The sequence below is a fragment of the Sporomusa sp. genome (assembly GCF_035561155.1).
Lineage (GTDB): Bacteria > Bacillota > Negativicutes > Sporomusales > Sporomusaceae > Sporomusa.
On record NZ_DATMYD010000162.1, the window covers coordinates 25,442 to 42,443 of the forward strand.

The following is a 17,002-nucleotide window of genomic DNA, read 5'->3' on the forward strand; positions in this document are numbered from 1 at the left end:
AACTAGATTTGATACTCACCCCCGTTGGCATACGCCATTCTATTTTCTTAATACTTGTCGCAGACCACAGCTAAAATCCTCGCTTAATACTTTGTAAACACCAGACATAGTAGCTATACTCTGCGGTTGGCTAACATAGCGTTTCATGGCTGACAACGATGCATGTTTGCAGATGGCCTCAATGTCAGAACCTGCCGTCCCCTCGGTGGATTGCGCCAGGCTATTGAAGTCAATATCATCAGCCAGTATCAATTTCGCGGTGTGAATTTTGAATATTTCCAGGCGCTCGTCTTTACCAGGCATCGGCAGTTCTACGCTGAAGTCAAATCTACCTGGCCGCATCAGAGCCGGGTCTACCATATCAGGCCGGTTGGTCGCTGCGATAACAATTACGTTGGAGCTGTCCATTAAACTGTCCAGTTCCAGGAGCAGCTGACTTACTAACCGGTCAGTGCCATTTCTGTCTGTTACCGCGCGTACAGGCGCCAAAGCGTCTATTTCATCAAAGAATAAAATACATGGGGCAATCTGTTTAGCCCGTTTGAAAATCAGCCGTAGGCCTTTTTCTGCTTCACCAAACCAGCGGGAATTAAGTGTTGCGGCATCTACCGATATGAAGTGTGCTTCGCTGGAACCGGCAAGTGCTTTTACAATCAGTGTTTTGCCTGTTCCCGGCCGCCCTGTCAGCATAAAGCCTTTCGGCATATTGTGCTGCGATTCTTTAAATAATTCCGGGTGCTGCAGCGGCATCTCAATCATGGCCTGTAGGTTTTCTTTTATATCGGCCATGCCTCCGACCTGTTCCCACTTTATGTTGGGGCGTTCTGAGAAAAACTCCCGGGTCGCTGTAGGTTCCACTTCCCGGAATGCAGCGTAAAAATCATCCATGGTTATCTTGAGCTTGGCTAAATCGTCTTCACTAATCTCTGATGTGAAATCAATTTGCGGTAATAACCGCCGCACTGCGTTCATTCCAGCTTCCTTGCAGAGAATGGCTATATCTGCGCCAACAAAACCATGGGTCATTTGCGAAAGCTTCTCCAAATTGACCGAACCCTCAATTGACATTGAGCGAGTGTGTATTTTTAATATTCTCAATCTTCCGACTCTATCGGGCGGATTAATGGATAATTCGCGATCAAACCTGCCGGGGCGCCTGAGTGCTGGATCGACCATATCTGGTACATTGGTAGCGCCGATTACGATGACCTGACCCCGATTTCTCAATCCGTCCATAAGGGCTAACAACTGGGCGACAACCCGCTTTTCAACATCACCGATTACATCAGTCCGCTTGGGAGCAATGGCATCAATCTCATCAATAAAGATGATGGCCGGTGCCCGCCGTTGTGCCGTCTCAAAGATCTCTCTAAGCCGTGCTTCACTTTCACCATAGAACTTATTGATAATCTCTGGGCCATTAACGTGCATAAAAGCAGCGTTTGTTTCACTGGCTACCGCTCTGGCCATCAGCGTTTTACCCGTTCCCGGCGGACCATAGAGCAGAACTCCCTTGGGAGCATCTACCCCTAACTGCCGGAAAATCTCCGGGTACTTAAGCGGCAGTTCTACCATTTCGCGAACGCGCTGAAGTTCTTTGTCCAGACCGCCTACATCTTCATATGACGCTCTAAAACTTCGGTCTTCCGCTCCGTCTGCTTTGGTCACTTTAAGCTTGGTTCCTGTATTGACGACCACCGGTCCCTGCGGCGCTGTACCGATAACAGTGAAGTACTGACTCCTAGCCCCGGCTAGATTAACCTTGACCCGATCGCCGGTTATGATTGGAAGTCCGTTTAACACACGCTCTAAGTGTTTGATATCTTGGGCGTCACTAAAATCTATGGTAACGTCCAATGGACTCAAAATCACTGTCTGCGCTGGCTGACGCACGGCCTTCTTTAAGGTTATCCGTTCGTCAATCCCGACCCCGGCATTCTCTCTGATAATAGATTCAATTTGGGCTAGGTTTTGATTCTTAAATTGGCTAAAACAAGGGACTATTTTGGCCACGGTAGTTTTTCGGCCTTGAATCTCAACAATATCACCGATAATGACTTCAAGCTTATCCATTTCTGCATTATCAATCCGAACGTATCCCTGACCAACATCTTCCGGCATAGCGTCGGCGACTCTAAAGGATAGGGGTTTTTCCATTGTCTGGTTATCCTCCTTTAGAAGTGGTCTTTCTTGGTAACATCTTACAGTTGTAATTATAAGGTACACGCCTTAAACTTGGCTACTATATGGTAAATAAGGATAATTTTGTAAATATAAATCACAAGCTTGCCCCATAAGAACCATAAAAGAGATGGTAAAGCAGCTCGTTTCTGAGTTGTTTACCATCTCTTCTAGTTCAACCATAGTAACCTATATTGAAAATGGATCGTCCTTAATATACTTATGCAACGGCCTTCCAACCGGGCCATAAGAGAGAATTCCCTTTAGCCAGCCATTATCGTATAGAAAGTTTAGATAACGCCGGACGGTCACGCGCGATATACCCACCAGTTTAGAAATCTCACTTGCTGTAAAATATCCGGGCTGCATATTAATGGTCTTAAGCACTGACTCTAAGGTTGCTTTGTCCAGACCTTTAGGAATATTGTCTTTTAAATCGTCAAGGCTGCTCGGATTGCTTTCACCTAAGGCAGTGCCCTTTAAACAGTCAATATCCTTCTGACATAGCTGCTGGCTATTTCTTATTCGTTCAATATATTGCTGGTAACTCCTCAACGCTTTTTTGAAACGCTGGAAAGTGAACGGTTTGATGATATAATCCACAACACCGCACTGCATACCTTGTTGGATTGTTTCTGAACGGTGAGCTGCCGTAACTAAAATAACGTCTATATTAATACCTTCCGCCCTAACCCGGCGCAGTAGATCAATACCGCTCTCTCCGGGCATGTAAACATCCAGTATCACCAATTGCGGTTTAAATTTCGTTATAATAGTATACCCGTCTGCAGCATTGGCCGCTTGTCCTATTAACCTAAATCCTTTCACCTGGCCGATATATTGCCGGTGAAGCTCGAGTACCATAGGGTCATCTTCTATAATAACAATATCGATTCCCATATCCGGCCCCTCCCTACTGTTTAGGCTCCAAGGTTTACCCTACCGGTATCTTTATCCAGAATGTGGTGCCTTCGTTTTCACGTGAATTGACCGTAATCTTCCCTCCGCAAATTTGCACCTCCTGCTTGACTAGGGCTAGTCCAACCCCTCTATTCCCTTGTTTGGTAGAAAAACCCCGCTGATATATTTTTTTCTTATAAGGTTCAGGTATGCCTTTGCCTAAATCACTAACTTTAATATTCAAGTGTTGCTTCCCCTCAAAGACGTATACGTCAATGACCCGCCGCTCAGCAGGTAATTGTGCAACCGCTTCCATCGCATTGCTGATTAAGTTGCCCAGCACTGTTACCATCGACAAACTGCTGAACGAAGGCGGAAGGTCGCCCATTTTACTGCGGGGGTTGAGCCGTAAGGTAATCCCCTGTTCACTTGACTGGCTAATTTTTCCGATAAGCAGTCCGGCTGTTGCCTGGTCCTTAACTCGTTTGACGATCGAGCTAACCAAGTCCTGCTGGCTTTTATACATCAATGTGATGAGTTCCACTACTTTATCATACTGTTTCATCTGGATCAGGCCGGATATGGCATGAAGCTTATTGGCAAATTCGTGTGATTGGGCCCGCATGGATTCTAACAGGCTTTTTAAACCCACTAATTCCTCTGCCAATAACTTGACATCCTGTTTATCCCGAAAGGTGGCAATGGCGCCAATGACTGCCTCGCCTACAATGAGAGGCACTCTATTTGTAATAATAACCTTATTTCCTACTTCCTGCTCCTGGTCATATTCAGCTTGCCTGTTTTTTATCACGATAGGTAACCGGGAATTGGGGATAATATCCCTGATATGCCTGCCAATAATATTATCCTCCCGGCCAAGCAGGCGCTTTGCTTCATGATTAGCCAAATTGATATAGCCATCAACATTGATGGCAACAACGCCTTCCCTCATACAATGCATGATAGCACGTTTTTGTTCCAAAATGACTGTTACTTCATGGATCCGCTGCTTCAGCTTAAAATCAGCATCACCATACAATTGGGCGTTGTGAACAGCGATCGCTGCGTGATTGGCAAATGTCTCAAGAAGTTTTTGATCAACCGGTGTAGTTCTCCGGGTAGACCGAAAGCCTATAATGAGAACTCCAATGGTTAGCTCCTGGAGGTAGAGTTTGATCGCCTTTACTCTGGACAGACTCTCTTTTTTAAAAACATTGTGCATATGATCTGACAGCAAATCTTCATAATTCCAATCCATAACCCCTGTTGTATAGGCTATTGTTTCTGAAATGACCGCAGACGAGCTTGTTTCATGCCAACCTGCTGTAACCGGCGCATGTAAGCTGCCGTTTTTATCGATGAGCAAAATACTGCCGCAGTCGGCCTTAAATAAACGTACCGCGCTGACTACAATAAAATCTAATACTTCATTCAAATCAAGCGAAGAAGTAAGGTAGGCCGTAATCTCGTTAATTGTTCTTAACTGTTCGAACTGCTCATAGACTGTTTCTTCATAGAGCGTAAAAAAATATTCAGAAACAAATACCCGGGCCCTGTCCAATAATGAATCAATATCTCGACGATACTTATTAAGACTAACCAAATCTTCTTTAAGAAATATTGACATTGCATCTTTTACAGATGTTTCATACAGATCAAAAAAAGCCATAATATCAGAAAGCCTGACCCCTTGTTCAAGCCGGAGTTTACACATCCAGCTGATGTGAACCTTGAATGGCGTAAAGGTATTACTTTTTGCTGATTCTATGAGAGCTTCCGTAAATCTGCTAAGTTCTTCAGCAAATTTATCTTTGGGCATTTTGACATAGGAAACAGGCTCGCCTTCAAGCTCTAATTCACAGATTGTTCCTGTATTGATCTCATGTTTAATCGACTCAAGTATCCGCGCCAGCCAATCCATCAGAGACCACCTTGTTTCATTTTTTTTTGTTTTTTTATTTGTTTTTTTTGTTGTTCAATTGACTTGATAACTTTCCATTACTTATTATATAACTATGTTACATTATTTTCCATAGAAATTTTCAGACTTATCAAAATCTATTTAATTGGAGGGACAACAAGTGATACAGGAAGAGCCTAAATTACAAAGTCCCGTGCCTTTTGAGGCAGCCCCGGAAATCTCCGAAAAACCGGAAGGTCCTGTAGATGTAAGTAACGGTCCTCCTCCGTCAGGTTCTATAAAAGAGACAGTTACCAAAGAAATAAAAGAATTAATAAAAAGCTATGTAGAATATGCTAAAAGCGTAGACTTATAGATACGTAGAGCGCCGTTTTTCCACATGTTATAACTATAATATTTTTCATAATACATCTTGTCTTTTTTGTAAATCAGTGGTAAATTACCAATGACAGTTGTATTTTTATAATGCACTATTGGTTGCTTTGGGAGGGGAATTAGATGAAAAAAATTCAGACGGTGCTTGTTGCCAATCGCGGCGAAATTGCAATCCGGGTCATCCGCGCCTGTAATGAGTTAGGAATACGCACAATTGCAATCTATTCCAAAGAAGATATATTCTCATTACACCGCTATAAAGCCGATGAAGCCTATTTAGTAGGCGAGGATAAAAGCCCGGTTGACGCTTACCTAGACATTGAAGGCATACTTCGTATAGCTAAAAACCGTGGTGTGGATGCCATTCACCCTGGTTACGGTTTTCTATCTGAAAACATTAATCTTGCCAAACGCTGTAAAGAAGAAGGTATTATCTTTATTGGGCCAGACATTGAGCATTTAGCCATGTTTGGTGATAAAATCAATGCGCGTGCCCAGGCTGTAGCCGCAGGCCTGCCGGTTATCCCTGGAAGTGACGGGCCGGTAAACAGTGTGGAAGATGTCAAAGCTTTTGCTCAACGCTACGGCTATCCGTTCATCATCAAAGCAATTTTGGGCGGCGGCGGCCGGGGAATGAGGATTGTCCGGACGGCAGCCGCTCTTGAAGAGTCCTATATGCGCGCTAAATCAGAAGCAAAAGCTTCTTTTGGCGATGACCAAATCTACCTCGAACGTCTCCTCGAATACCCCAAGCATATTGAGGTTCAAATTATGGGAGACCGGCATGGCAATATCATCCACCTATATGAAAGAGACTGTTCTGTTCAACGCCGCCATCAGAAGGTAATCGAAATTGCGCCCAGCATATCACTATCTGAAGAACTACGGCATGATATCTGCAATGCTGCAGTCAAATTGATGAAGGCTGTTGGTTATATTAGTGCTGGCACTGTTGAGTTTTTGGTTACACCTGACCAGCAATTTTACTTCATTGAGGTTAATCCCCGTATCCAGGTAGAACATACCATTACTGAAATGATCACAGGTATTGACATTGTTCAAGCCCAGCTGCATATTGCCGATGGTGCACGCTTAAGTGATGAGAGTATTGGCATTCCTAATCAGGACTACATTACCTGTAACGGCCATGCCATTCAGTGCCGGGTAACTACCGAAGATCCGGCGAACCAGTTTATGCCTGATACTGGAAAAATAACAGCGTATCGCAGCGGCGGCGGCTTTGGTGTGCGTCTTGACGCCGGTAATGCGTATGCGGGGTCAGTCATTACACCTTATTATGACTCGCTGCTTGTTAAGGTCTCTACCTGGGGCCTCACTCATAAAAGTTCTATCGCTAAAATGAAGCGCTGCCTCAATGAATTCCGCATCCGCGGAATAAAGTCCAATATACCCTTTCTCTATAACGTAGTTAATCATGCAGACTTTTTAAGTGGTAACTATTACACCACCTTTATCGATACAACTCCCGAACTCTTTGTCTTCCCGATACCTCAGGATCGAGGGACTAAACTTCTTAAATACTTAGCTGAAACAACTATCAATGGCTTTGAGGGGCTGACTAAACGCTCTAAACCAGGTTTCCCGCCGGTTAGACTTCCGCAAACGCCCACAGGCCCACTGCCTAATGGAACCAAACAGATTCTTGATCAGCATGGCCCGGAAGGCTTGATGGCTTGGGTTAAAGAACAAAAAGAAGTTTTATTGACCGATACCACGCTGCGGGATGCTCACCAATCCCTCCTGGCTACCCGGATGCGGACACATGATATGTTAAATGTTATTTCTCCTACCGCACATATGCTGCCAAATCTATTTTCTCTAGAGATGTGGGGCGGCGCTACCTTTGATGTTGCCTACAGATTTTTAAAAGAAGATCCCTGGCAACGCCTTGAGGACCTGAGAAAACAAACCCCTAATATTTTATTTCAAATGCTATTGCGCGGTTCTAATGCCGTCGGCTATACCAGTTATCCCGATAATGTCATTCGTGCTTTCGTCGCGCAAGCCGCTGAAGCCGGTATTGACGTCTTTCGAATTTTCGACAGCTTGAACTGGCTCGCCGGTATGTCTGCTTCGATTGACGCAGTGCGGCGCTCCGGTAAGGTAGCCGAAGTCGCTATATGTTATGCAGGCGACATCCTTGACCCTTCACGCAATAAATATGATTTGAAATACTACGTAAATATGGCCAAAGATATCGAAAAAGCCGGCGCCCATATGCTGTGCATCAAAGATATGGCCGGTTTACTGAAACCGGAGGCCGCATATCAACTTGTGTCTGCGCTTAAAGATACTGTCGAAATCCCTATTCACCTTCATATGCATGACACCAGCGGCAATGGTATCTATGCCTACGCCCGTGCAATTGACGCCGGTGTAGACATTGTCGACACCGCCATCTCTTCCTTGTCCGGCATGTCGTCCCAACCCAGCGGCAACAGCCTGTATTACGCTTTACAGGGGCATGCACGGCAGCCGATTGTTGATATCCGTAAAATGAATGAGTTATCCCATTACTGGGAAGATGTCCGCGCTTATTATAAAGATTTTGAAAGCAGCCTCTTTTTCCCAAATCCTGAGGTGTATCAGCATGAAATGCCTGGCGGACAATATAGCAACCTGAGACAGCAAGCTAAATCATTGGGCCTCGAAAGCCAGTGGGATAAAGTCAAAGAGATTTATCGCCAAGTAAATGACATGTTTGGGGATATTGTAAAAGTAACCCCCTCTTCTAAGATTGTTGGCGACATGGCCTTGTTCATGGTCGAAAATAACCTGACAGAAGACGACATCTATGAAACAGGCGATACCTTAGACTTTCCTAACTCTGTCGTGGAGTTCTTCTCCGGACAAATCGGCCAGCCTTACCAGGGCTTCCCGAAAGAGCTGCAACGAATCATTCTAAAAGGAAAAAAACCGTTAACCAAACGTCCTGGTGAACTGCTGGAAGCGGCTAATTTTGCTGAAATCCGTGATACGTTGGCAGGCACGCTGCAGCGCCCTGTAACTACCTCTGATATGCTGGCCTACTCCCTGTATCCGAAAGTATTTTCCGATTGGGTCAACTTTATCAATTCCTATGGCGACGTATCTATTCTGGATACACCGACCTTCTTCCACGGCTTAAAACCCAGGGAGGAAATCAGGGTTGATATTGAAGAAGGAAAAACTCTTGTAGTTAAGCTTATTTCTGTCGAGGAACCGCTTCCAGACGGCACCCGGATTGTCAATTTTGAACTGAATGGGTTGCCCCGGGAAGTTGTTGTCAAGGATAAAAACATTAAAACAGTTGTCATCTCCCGTATTAAAGCCGAAAAAGACAATTCTAATCATCTTGGCGCTTCCATGACAGGAAAAGTTGTGAAAGTCATGATCGAAAGAGGAGATCATGTCAAAAAGGGCGAACATTTAGTAGTGACTGAAGCCATGAAAATGGAAACAACCATTCAAGCTCCATTTGACGGCGTAATAAAAGAATTGTATGTAAAACCTCAAGACCCTGTGGAAACAGGTGACTTGTTGATTGAACTCTTGAAAACAGTAAAAGCGTAGCTGACATACTGTCTATTAAGACCGCGTTACCATTGTTAATTAGTTATAGCTAGGGGTGCCAGACGGCTGAGAGGATTAAAATCCAACCCTCGAACCTGATGTGGTTAGTACCACCGTAGGAAAGCTTTTCATTACAAAGCAAAGAAGCTTGCCTACCCTCACCTCCGCCTATAGCTAAAATATAATTAAAGAGGAAGGGGAAAATAATTATGTATACTACACAAATGGATGCCGCAAAACGAGGCATCCTCACCGAACAGATGCGTAGAGTAGCTCAGGAGGAAAACATTGATCTTGAGTTACTGCGCGAATTAGTGGCAAGCGGCAGGGTTGTCATCCCTGCAAACCGTCATCACACCAGCCTGAGCCCTAAGGGGGTTGGTGAAAAACTTCGTACCAAAATTAATGTTAATTTAGGTGTTTCAAAAGACTGCTGTGATATTGAGCTTGAATTAGAAAAAGCAAAAAAAGCCATTGAATTAAAAGCCGAAGCCATTATGGACTTAAGTTGCTATGGTAAAACCCGGGAGTTTCGTCGCAGGCTGATTGAAAATTCACCTGTGATGATTGGCACTGTACCGATGTATGATGCAGTCGGAATGCTTGATAAGGATTTAAAAGATATTTCAGTTGACGAATTTTTTTCAGTTGTTGAAAGACATGCTGAAGACGGTGTAGATTTTATGACCATTCACTGCGGCATGAACCAGAAAACAGCCGAGCGAGTGAAACAAAACAAACGGTTGACCAACATTGTTTCCCGTGGCGGTTCATTGTTATTTGCCTGGATGGAACTGAATAACCGGGAAAATCCTTTTTATGAATATTTCGATAGACTTCTGGATATTTGTGAAAAATATGATGTAACATTAAGCTTGGGCGATGCCTGTCGTCCGGGTTCCATCCATGACGCAACCGATGCTGCGCAAATTGAGGAACTTATTACTCTCGGCGAATTAACTAAACGCGCCTGGGCCAGAAATGTGCAAGTAATAATCGAAGGCCCTGGTCATATGGCCATTAATGAAATTGCCGCTAATATGCTTTTAGAAAAAAGATTGTGTCATGGCGCGCCATTTTATGTTTTGGGCCCACTTGTCACCGATATTGCACCTGGCTACGATCATATTACGAGCGCGATTGGCGGCGCTATCGCTGCTGCCAGCGGTGCAGACTTCCTTTGTTATGTAACACCGGCCGAACATCTGCGCTTGCCCAATTTGGATGATATGAAAGAAGGTATTATCGCCACCCGGATTGCAGCCCATGCAGCCGACATCGCCAAAGGAATACCCGGCGCACGCGATTGGGATAATCAGATGAGTGCTGCCCGGGCCGATGTAGACTTTCCCCGCATGATTGAATTAGCTATTGACCCGGAAAAGGCAAGAAGATACCGCAAGGAATCCCAGCCTGAGTGTGAAGATACTTGTACTATGTGCGGCAAAATGTGCCCCATGAAGAACATGAAAAAAATCCTTAATGGGGAAGACTTGAGCGTCGTATAACATGAATACGCACATGACACCCGTTTCGGAAACAGTGCAATTACAGCGATTAGTGGATTTCTACCGTTCGAAACTGTTGTACACATGTGACAGATATTATTTGGATGATGAACGCATACAATTTTTCAAGAATATGCTTCAAGCACTTGTTTGCTGCCGTCAAAATTATGTTCTTCATGAACATAATTTCCGATGGTTTATCACCTTCATATTTTTCCAGGCAGCCTTTGACTGTATTGGAAAACAGCTAGACAGATTAACCCAATTTCAAACTGAAGTAACACCTAAATCAGAATATGGGTCTCTTGGTAAGGTCTATAGAGCTTTATCGAAAAAACATAATGTACAGACTGACCATGCTCGTTCTTTCGACTTGTTAGATGCTATGCATGCAAGAATACTCCGCCAGCAAGACAACTTCGCGGAAAGCGGGCATGTTTCAGTGACAATTTACCGCGACCAGCACTTTATCACTACATATGGATATACTGCTGAGCTGCTCAACCCAACATTGCTTTTTACAATATTAGAAGACGTAGGTAACTTATTCTCTGACTTGATATTAGAACCCGTGAATAATCAGCCAGTAAGTTTTTTTGCAGGATCTAGACGTAAGTCATCTGCGTTGTAAGATCTCTTTGTGGTACTGTTCGCAAGTAATTAGCGCTTAATACTTGTGACAGTACCATTTTCTCTTTTAGCAGGTTGTAATCTTCAGATACTTGGGTTATTGTCCTATAATCTTTCTGTGTAAATAAGGAGGAGATGATTTATGGATGCCTATCAAGCCCTGGAGAAGCTAATCGCAGGTAATAAGAGATATGTAACGGAGAGGTATGCTAAGCTTGACATCGGCTATAAAAAGCGTCTTGAACTAACTCAGGGCCAACAGCCATTTGCAGTAATATTGGGGTGTTCAGATTCACGTATCCCCCCCGAAATTATCTTTGATCAAGGACTTGGGGACTTATTTGTTGTGCGAACAGCAGGCCAAGTCGTGGACACTGTTGTACTGGGCAGTCTCGAATATGCAGTTGAATATCTCGCGGTACGACTAATCTTGATATTAGGGCATCAAGACTGTGGCGCGGTTAAAGCCGCCTTAACAGGCGACCAGGCTTCGTTACATATCTGTTCCATCCTGCAGGCTATCGTACCTGCCATCGAAAGTGCCAAGACTCGTACAGGTGAATTACTCCCAAATGCAATTAAGGCTAACATTGACTTTAACATTGATAAGTTAAAGTCAGCTAGCCCTGTTCTTAGAAAAGCGATTAATGCTAAAGGCCTCCAAATTATTGGAGCCATTCACAATATCCACGACGGCAACGTACTCTTTGATTATACCTAAAATTTATTCATTATTCTGTTTTTTTATCATAGCATCAATTAGTTTTTTTGCCTCAATTACGTTGATACTTGTATTCTCGATGATTTTGAATAAATCAGCCGCCATGTCCAATGGATTATGGTATACAGGTCCTGCTATGATCTCTTGAAGCTGGTCATGTTTTCTGCAATATCTGATCTCACTAATCTCATCTTTGTTTTTTTGTGCCTTATAGTGACTGACAGCGTATAAGGTCCTGAGTGCAGCGATTACCTCTACAGCCCCACCATAGCGGGCGCCAACAATAACCCCAAGATCGGTCTCTTGTCCGCACAAACCGCAACGGGCTATCACTTCACCTGCGTCCGTTTTGTCTACAATCTCAAACTGAGTTGTATTGCAGCTAACACATAGCAATTTAGATTCATCACTTTCGCCGGTATGTCCACATTGGGCCACTAAACAATCACTCCTTTTTTCTAGTAGTACTTAGTATTACAAAATTTGGTATGTATAAACCATGGTTGAGATCTTGTAATAAAAAATCTTATAAATAAAACAAACGCACTATAGACTAGCGCGTTTGTTTTATTTATCTTACTATGCAGGCCTGAGAGGAATCGCTAAATCCGAAACTTTCTAGTGGCCACACTCAGTTCCTCGGCCATTTTGGACAAGGCCTGGCTGGCTGAAGCAATTTCCTCCATAGCTGCCGATTGCTCCTCAGTAGCGGCTGAGACTGTCTGAGTCTGTCCAAGTATGTCTTTACCGGTTTCCTCCACCTCTTGAACAGCTGTGACGATTTGGCTGCTACTCTCAGATATTACCTGAATATCCGTAGATATGGCTTTGACCTGATTAGATACATTCTCTATAAGGCCCACAATATCCTGAAACGTTTTACCTGAAGTGTGAACTACTTGCGTCCCGATTTTAACCTCTTTAGTTCCCTCACTCATAGCGATAACAGCTTTATTAATATCTTGGCGTATTTCCCCAATCAGTGCTGCAATTTGCTTGGCCGCCGCTTGTGATTGCTCTGCTAACTTTCGGACTTCGTCAGCAACTACAGCAAACCCTCTCCCCTGTTCACCAGCGCGAGCTGCCTCTATTGCTGCGTTTAGGGCCAATAGATTTGTTTGACTGGCAATATTTGATATTGCACTCACTATTTGACCAATCTCTTCAGAGCGAGCCCCTAAAGTAGTTACTACCTGTGCCGATTCCTCAACTGATTTTTCGATGCGTTCCATCTGACTAATTGCAGTTCCAACTGCTTTATTACCGCCGTGGGCAGCATAAGCAGCTTTATCTGTATCTATAGCTACAGCATTAGCATTTGATGCAATATGTCGAATCATAGATGATATATTTCCTACAGAACTCCGAGTTTGATTCAGTGATTGGAACTGGCCCTGAGAAGCCTGAGCAACATCAGTGATGGAAGAGGCTACCTGGTTTGCGGCTAAAGCAGATTGTTCCGCGCTGGCTGTCAATTGCTGGGAAGAGGCTGCTACCTGCTCAGTTGTGCCGATTACCTGACCAATTAAACGGCATAGCTTTTCTGTCATGCTGTTAAAGGCAGTCCCTAGTTGACCAATTTCATCTCTAGAATTGATATTGACCCGCTGGGCAAGGTTTCCCTCAGCAACCTCACGCACCTTTATCATAAGTAGATTCAATGGTCTGGCAATTAGCCGTACGATCAGCCAACCACAAGTGCATGCTAACATCAAAGTACATACAGTGACAACCAAGACTACCGTTTCCACTTGTGATGCCTCGTTAATCCCTTGTACATTTGATTCTTCGGCTAAACTTTTATTGTAGTCGATCAGTTCGCGTCTCAATTCTGTTGCCTTTTGAAATAAAGGAATACTCTGAGTGTATAAGGCAACAGCATCATCTTGTCGCCCGCTTGTAGCAAGCTTAATAATATCTTGACGAGCCTTCCGGTATTCTGTCAACTCTTTTTCCAAATCATCCAATTTGCTTCTTTGATATGTATCTAGTTGTATCTGCTTATACTCTTCTTGTAGTTTATTTATTTTACCAGTATTATCTTGAATATTCCGAATAATCATCTGCTGTTTACCCTGATCTTTTGCTAAGATTAGTTCAAGCAATTTCGATTCTGAATCCTTGCTAATCAAGCGAACCTCGCCAAGTATTTGGACAGGCACTAACCGTTCTTTGTACATTATTGTCATTTGATGACTTAATGTTCGGACTGAATATATTCCTACAAAACCGACCCCCATTAAACATAACACCGTAAACATTATTAATCCATAAATCTTTGTGGCGGTTTTTAGGTCAGACAACCTATTCATACGTCCTCCCCCAATACTTGTTAATTTGTATATAGATATTCGTTCTTTACCATAATTTACCTTCATAGGTTTTATGAATCTTATTTACAAAAAGCATGTTGTTGCTTTTGAAGAAAAAAAAGAGCCTGTTATCTCATTATTAGACAAGATACAAATTATTCTGAAGATGTATAACCTGGAGGATATAGAAATGAGTCCTGTGGCCGAATTAAAAAGACAATATTAAAGGAGAAAATATTAAAGAGGATAGTCCCCATCTGGAGATCTATCCTCTTTTTCCCATTATGTTTTATCTCTAGCCGGATTACCACTAAACATTCTAATTATCGAAACAAGTATAACGGCCCCGACAAAACTTGCGATAAGCTCTCCAATTAAGCCATAGGTTCCGATTCCAATTGCTGCGAGTAGATAGCTACCAATAAATGCGCCAACTACCCCGACAATCATGTCTACCCATATTCCAAACCCATGACCTCTTACAAATTGTCCTGCCAGCCAGCCTGCAACTGCTCCTATAATTAGCAACCAAATTGTACTACTCAATATATTTCCCTCCTTTCCATATCTAGTATTCCCGCTAATCAGGATATTAGCAGGCTTCTACCATGGTATCGGAGTAAATTTACCATTGTTCTCTCTTTTTTGATAATTGACCTGATGGCCTGTTCTATTTCCAGGACATGGATATTAATTACAAAGAACGAAAAGGAAAAGTGCACCATCCTGAAATCGCAGCCATGCAAGTTAAACTCACCAAGTGCCTCGAGTTTTACTCTTCCCGATTTGCGACATTACTATTTGTACAAGCCTGATAGCCATCCACTACAACCTCAATTTGTCCTGTTTGCGGATTAAATATCAAACCATGAATAGGTACATCCTTAGGAATAAGTGGATTACTACGAATTTTTATAACCACTTCCTCTATATTATCTACGGGGTGATGAAAGTGGTCTATCCAATCCTTCAACTCTGCTTCTATCATCTTGATGGCATCCATCGAAATTCCTCGTGCTAACATCTTTTGAATAAGACTTTCAGCCGTTGTATGAGCTATACCACAATCAAGATGCCCAATCACGATTACTTCTTTTACACCTAACTCGTAGATACTTACAATTAAACTGCGAATAGTAGCTTCAAATGGACCAGTCACCGAATTGCCTGCATTTTTTATCACTTTTGCTTCACCGCGTTTGATTCCCATTGCCGGTTCTAAAAAATCAACCAATCGTGTATCCATGCACGTAAAAATCGCTAAATGCCGCTTAGGCAATTTGCTAGTCTCAGGACAATAGTGAATATATTCATCAGGCAAATATTCAACAAAATGACGATTAGCTGCTAATACTTGTTCTAATATACTCATTATGATCTCCTATCATACTATTCTATCTCGTACTCTATCTACTATTTTGGATAATAACTATAAATATTATAGCATTATATTTTAACCATACCAACCGCTGCTTCCATAGCATCACCTAAAAAAGAAAACCCGCCAGGCTACTGACAAGCTTGTCGCAGGCGGATGGTCGTCCCACGCACCAGATGATCTATCTTAAAAGTAGGCGCAAAAAAAGCTTCGCAGGCAAAAACCTGCGAAGCCTTGATGTTACTGGTGCCGAGGACCGGAATCGAACCGGTACGGAAATTTCTTTCCGACGGATTTTAAGTCCGTTGCGTCTGCCAGTTCCGCCACCCCGGCATGATTATTGGAGGCGACACCCAGATTTGAACTGGGGAATAGAGGTTTTGCAGACCTCTGCCTTACCACTTGGCTATGTCGCCGAATGTATGGAGCGGAAAACGAGATTCGAACTCGCGACCCTCGCCTTGGCAAGGCGATGCTCTACCGCTGAGCTACTTCCGCTTAAATGGTGCCTCAGGACAGAATCGAACTGTCGACACGAGGATTTTCAGTCCTCTGCTCTACCGACTGAGCTACCGAGGCGAAATGGCGACCCTGAACGGATTTGAACCGTCGATCTCCGCCGTGACAGGGCGGCATGTTAGACCGCTACACCACAGGGCCGTTTGAAATGGTGGGCGATGACAGGATCGAACTGCCGACATCCTGCTTGTAAGGCAGGCGCTCTCCCGGCTGAGCTAATCGCCCGTGTAACTAGCATAAGGATGTTCTTCGCTATTGCTCAGAACTAAGCGATTCGCACAGGTTTTCGCGTCGCTCTCGCTCCTAAAGACCTGACTCTCTGCTTATCACTTCCGCTCGGAAGTAAGCGACTCACTCAGGTTCTCATTTCGCCTATCGGCTCGTGAGAACCCGGTTCGCTGCTTATGGTGACCCGTAAGGGAATCGAACCCTTGATACCGCCGTGAAAGGGCGGTGTCTTAACCGCTTGACCAACGGGCCAATAATTAATAATAAGATAGTTCTTCGCTCTCGCTCAGAACTAAGCGACTCACATAGGTTCTCATTTCGCCTATCGGCTCGTGAGAACCTAGTTCGCTGCTTATGGCGGAGTGGGTGGGATTTGAACCCACGCAGGCCTCACGACCTCTAACGATTTAGCAAACCGTCCTCTTCAGCCACTTGAGTACCACTCCAAATAGTGTGGCTCCTCGAGTAGGACTCGAACCTACGACCGATCGGTTAACAGCCGATTGCTCTACCAGCTGAGCTATCGAGGAATGTTTTGTTTTCTGACGGAACTATATATTATCATAATTACTCGTTGTCTGCAACTTGTAACTTTTGGTAATATCTTGTTCCTTCAAAACTTCACAGAAGAAAAGCATTGCGCATTAGGTTCAATGTTTGCACTTCATGCAAACGAGGTTGTTAAGTCAAGTCCTCGGCCTATTAGTACCAGTCAGCTGAGTGGATTGCGCCACTTACACATCTGGCCTATCAACC

The 17,002-nt window shown here is 43.7% G+C and carries 12 protein-coding genes, 9 tRNA genes and 1 riboswitch; of the genes, 5 read left to right on the top strand and 16 right to left on the bottom strand.

Annotated elements, in window-relative coordinates:
* Window positions 1-39 precede the first annotated feature (39 nt).
* The 3 genes from VN447_RS22635 to VN447_RS22645 all read right to left on the bottom strand — a co-directional run bounded on the left by VN447_RS22635 (window position 40) and on the right by VN447_RS22645 (window position 5,002).
* The gene (locus VN447_RS22635; RefSeq protein WP_325528629.1) at window positions 40-2,157 is read right to left on the bottom strand and encodes a CDC48 family AAA ATPase; all 2,118 of its coding nucleotides are present in this window, start codon (window positions 2,155-2,157) and stop codon (window positions 40-42) included.
* A 213-nt stretch (window positions 2,158-2,370) separates the two neighbouring features.
* Complete coding sequence (locus tag VN447_RS22640; protein ID WP_325528631.1) at window positions 2,371-3,081, bottom strand: response regulator transcription factor; 711 nt, start codon at window positions 3,079-3,081, stop codon at window positions 2,371-2,373.
* A gap of 34 nt (window positions 3,082-3,115) precedes the next feature.
* Entirely contained in the window at window positions 3,116-5,002 is a 1,887-nt protein-coding gene (locus tag VN447_RS22645; RefSeq protein ID WP_325528633.1) for an ATP-binding protein, read from the bottom strand.
* Between the two features lie 160 nt (window positions 5,003-5,162).
* Here VN447_RS22645 and VN447_RS22650 point away from each other — a divergent pair, with 160 nt between their 5' ends.
* From VN447_RS22650 to VN447_RS22670, 5 genes are all read left to right on the top strand, one after another.
* On the top strand, window positions 5,163-5,357 hold the full coding sequence (locus VN447_RS22650) for a hypothetical protein (RefSeq protein WP_325528635.1): 195 nt from the start codon (window positions 5,163-5,165) through the stop codon (window positions 5,355-5,357).
* A gap of 143 nt (window positions 5,358-5,500) precedes the next feature.
* Window positions 5,501-8,950, top strand: a complete 3,450-nt coding sequence (pyc, locus tag VN447_RS22655) for a pyruvate carboxylase (RefSeq protein WP_325528637.1) — start codon at window positions 5,501-5,503, stop codon at window positions 8,948-8,950.
* A 41-nt stretch (window positions 8,951-8,991) separates the two neighbouring features.
* A riboswitch (TPP riboswitch) is annotated at window positions 8,992-9,089 on the top strand.
* A 67-nt stretch (window positions 9,090-9,156) separates the two neighbouring features.
* A complete protein-coding gene (gene thiC / locus VN447_RS22660) occupies window positions 9,157-10,458 on the top strand; it encodes a phosphomethylpyrimidine synthase ThiC (protein ID WP_325528651.1) in 1,302 nt (433 codons plus the stop codon).
* Window positions 10,459-10,558: 100 nt separating this feature from the next.
* Window positions 10,559-11,089 carry a hypothetical protein gene (locus VN447_RS22665; RefSeq protein ID WP_325528639.1) on the top strand — a complete coding sequence of 177 codons (531 nt, stop codon included), beginning with the start codon at window positions 10,559-10,561 and terminating at the stop codon, window positions 11,087-11,089.
* A 141-nt stretch (window positions 11,090-11,230) separates the two neighbouring features.
* Window positions 11,231-11,809 carry a carbonic anhydrase gene (locus tag VN447_RS22670; RefSeq protein WP_325528641.1) on the top strand — a complete coding sequence of 193 codons (579 nt, stop codon included), beginning with the start codon at window positions 11,231-11,233 and terminating at the stop codon, window positions 11,807-11,809.
* Window positions 11,810-11,812: 3 nt separating this feature from the next.
* Here VN447_RS22670 and VN447_RS22675 read toward each other — a convergent pair whose 3' ends face one another.
* The 13 genes from VN447_RS22675 to VN447_RS22735 all read right to left on the bottom strand — a co-directional run bounded on the left by VN447_RS22675 (window position 11,813) and on the right by VN447_RS22735 (window position 16,776).
* On the bottom strand, window positions 11,813-12,247 hold the full coding sequence (locus tag VN447_RS22675; protein WP_325528643.1) for a hypothetical protein: 435 nt from the start codon (window positions 12,245-12,247) through the stop codon (window positions 11,813-11,815).
* A gap of 164 nt (window positions 12,248-12,411) precedes the next feature.
* The gene (locus VN447_RS22680; RefSeq protein ID WP_325528645.1) at window positions 12,412-14,121 is read right to left on the bottom strand and encodes a methyl-accepting chemotaxis protein; all 1,710 of its coding nucleotides are present in this window, start codon (window positions 14,119-14,121) and stop codon (window positions 12,412-12,414) included.
* Between the two features lie 282 nt (window positions 14,122-14,403).
* Window positions 14,404-14,667, bottom strand: a complete 264-nt coding sequence (locus VN447_RS22685) for a GlsB/YeaQ/YmgE family stress response membrane protein (protein ID WP_325528647.1) — start codon at window positions 14,665-14,667, stop codon at window positions 14,404-14,406.
* 226 nt (window positions 14,668-14,893) lie between these two features.
* Window positions 14,894-15,493: a carbonic anhydrase gene (locus VN447_RS22690; protein WP_325528649.1), complete on the bottom strand. Its 600-nt coding sequence runs from the start codon at window positions 15,491-15,493 to the stop codon at window positions 14,894-14,896.
* A gap of 250 nt (window positions 15,494-15,743) precedes the next feature.
* Window positions 15,744-15,832 (bottom strand) — tRNA-Leu (locus tag VN447_RS22695).
* Between the two features lie 8 nt (window positions 15,833-15,840).
* Window positions 15,841-15,915: transfer RNA gene (locus VN447_RS22700), tRNA-Cys, on the bottom strand.
* A 7-nt stretch (window positions 15,916-15,922) separates the two neighbouring features.
* Window positions 15,923-15,997 (bottom strand) — tRNA-Gly (locus VN447_RS22705).
* Between the two features lie 5 nt (window positions 15,998-16,002).
* A tRNA-Phe gene (locus tag VN447_RS22710) sits at window positions 16,003-16,078 on the bottom strand.
* A 4-nt stretch (window positions 16,079-16,082) separates the two neighbouring features.
* Window positions 16,083-16,159, bottom strand: a tRNA-Asp gene (locus VN447_RS22715).
* Between the two features lie 8 nt (window positions 16,160-16,167).
* Window positions 16,168-16,243 (bottom strand) — tRNA-Val (locus VN447_RS22720).
* 180 nt (window positions 16,244-16,423) lie between these two features.
* Window positions 16,424-16,498: transfer RNA gene (locus VN447_RS22725), tRNA-Glu, on the bottom strand.
* A 103-nt stretch (window positions 16,499-16,601) separates the two neighbouring features.
* Window positions 16,602-16,692: transfer RNA gene (locus VN447_RS22730), tRNA-Ser, on the bottom strand.
* An 8-nt stretch (window positions 16,693-16,700) separates the two neighbouring features.
* Window positions 16,701-16,776, bottom strand: a tRNA-Asn gene (locus tag VN447_RS22735).
* Window positions 16,777-17,002 lie beyond the last annotated feature (226 nt).

What these genes read in the sequence shown, in the direction of transcription:
- VN447_RS22635 (WP_325528629.1), bottom strand. Translation starts at nt 2,157, where the DNA reads ATGGAAAAACCCCTATCCTTTAGAGTCGCCGACGCTATGCCGGAAGAT.
- VN447_RS22640 (WP_325528631.1), bottom strand. Translation starts at nt 3,081, where the DNA reads ATGGGAATCGATATTGTTATTATAGAAGATGACCCTATGGTACTCGAG.
- VN447_RS22645 (WP_325528633.1), bottom strand. Translation starts at nt 5,002, where the DNA reads ATGGATTGGCTGGCGCGGATACTTGAGTCGATTAAACATGAGATCAAT.
- pyc (WP_325528637.1), top strand. Translation starts at nt 5,501, where the DNA reads ATGAAAAAAATTCAGACGGTGCTTGTTGCCAATCGCGGCGAAATTGCA.
- VN447_RS22670 (WP_325528641.1), top strand. Translation starts at nt 11,231, where the DNA reads ATGGATGCCTATCAAGCCCTGGAGAAGCTAATCGCAGGTAATAAGAGA.
- VN447_RS22680 (WP_325528645.1), bottom strand. Translation starts at nt 14,121, where the DNA reads ATGAATAGGTTGTCTGACCTAAAAACCGCCACAAAGATTTATGGATTA.
- VN447_RS22690 (WP_325528649.1), bottom strand. Translation starts at nt 15,493, where the DNA reads ATGAGTATATTAGAACAAGTATTAGCAGCTAATCGTCATTTTGTTGAA.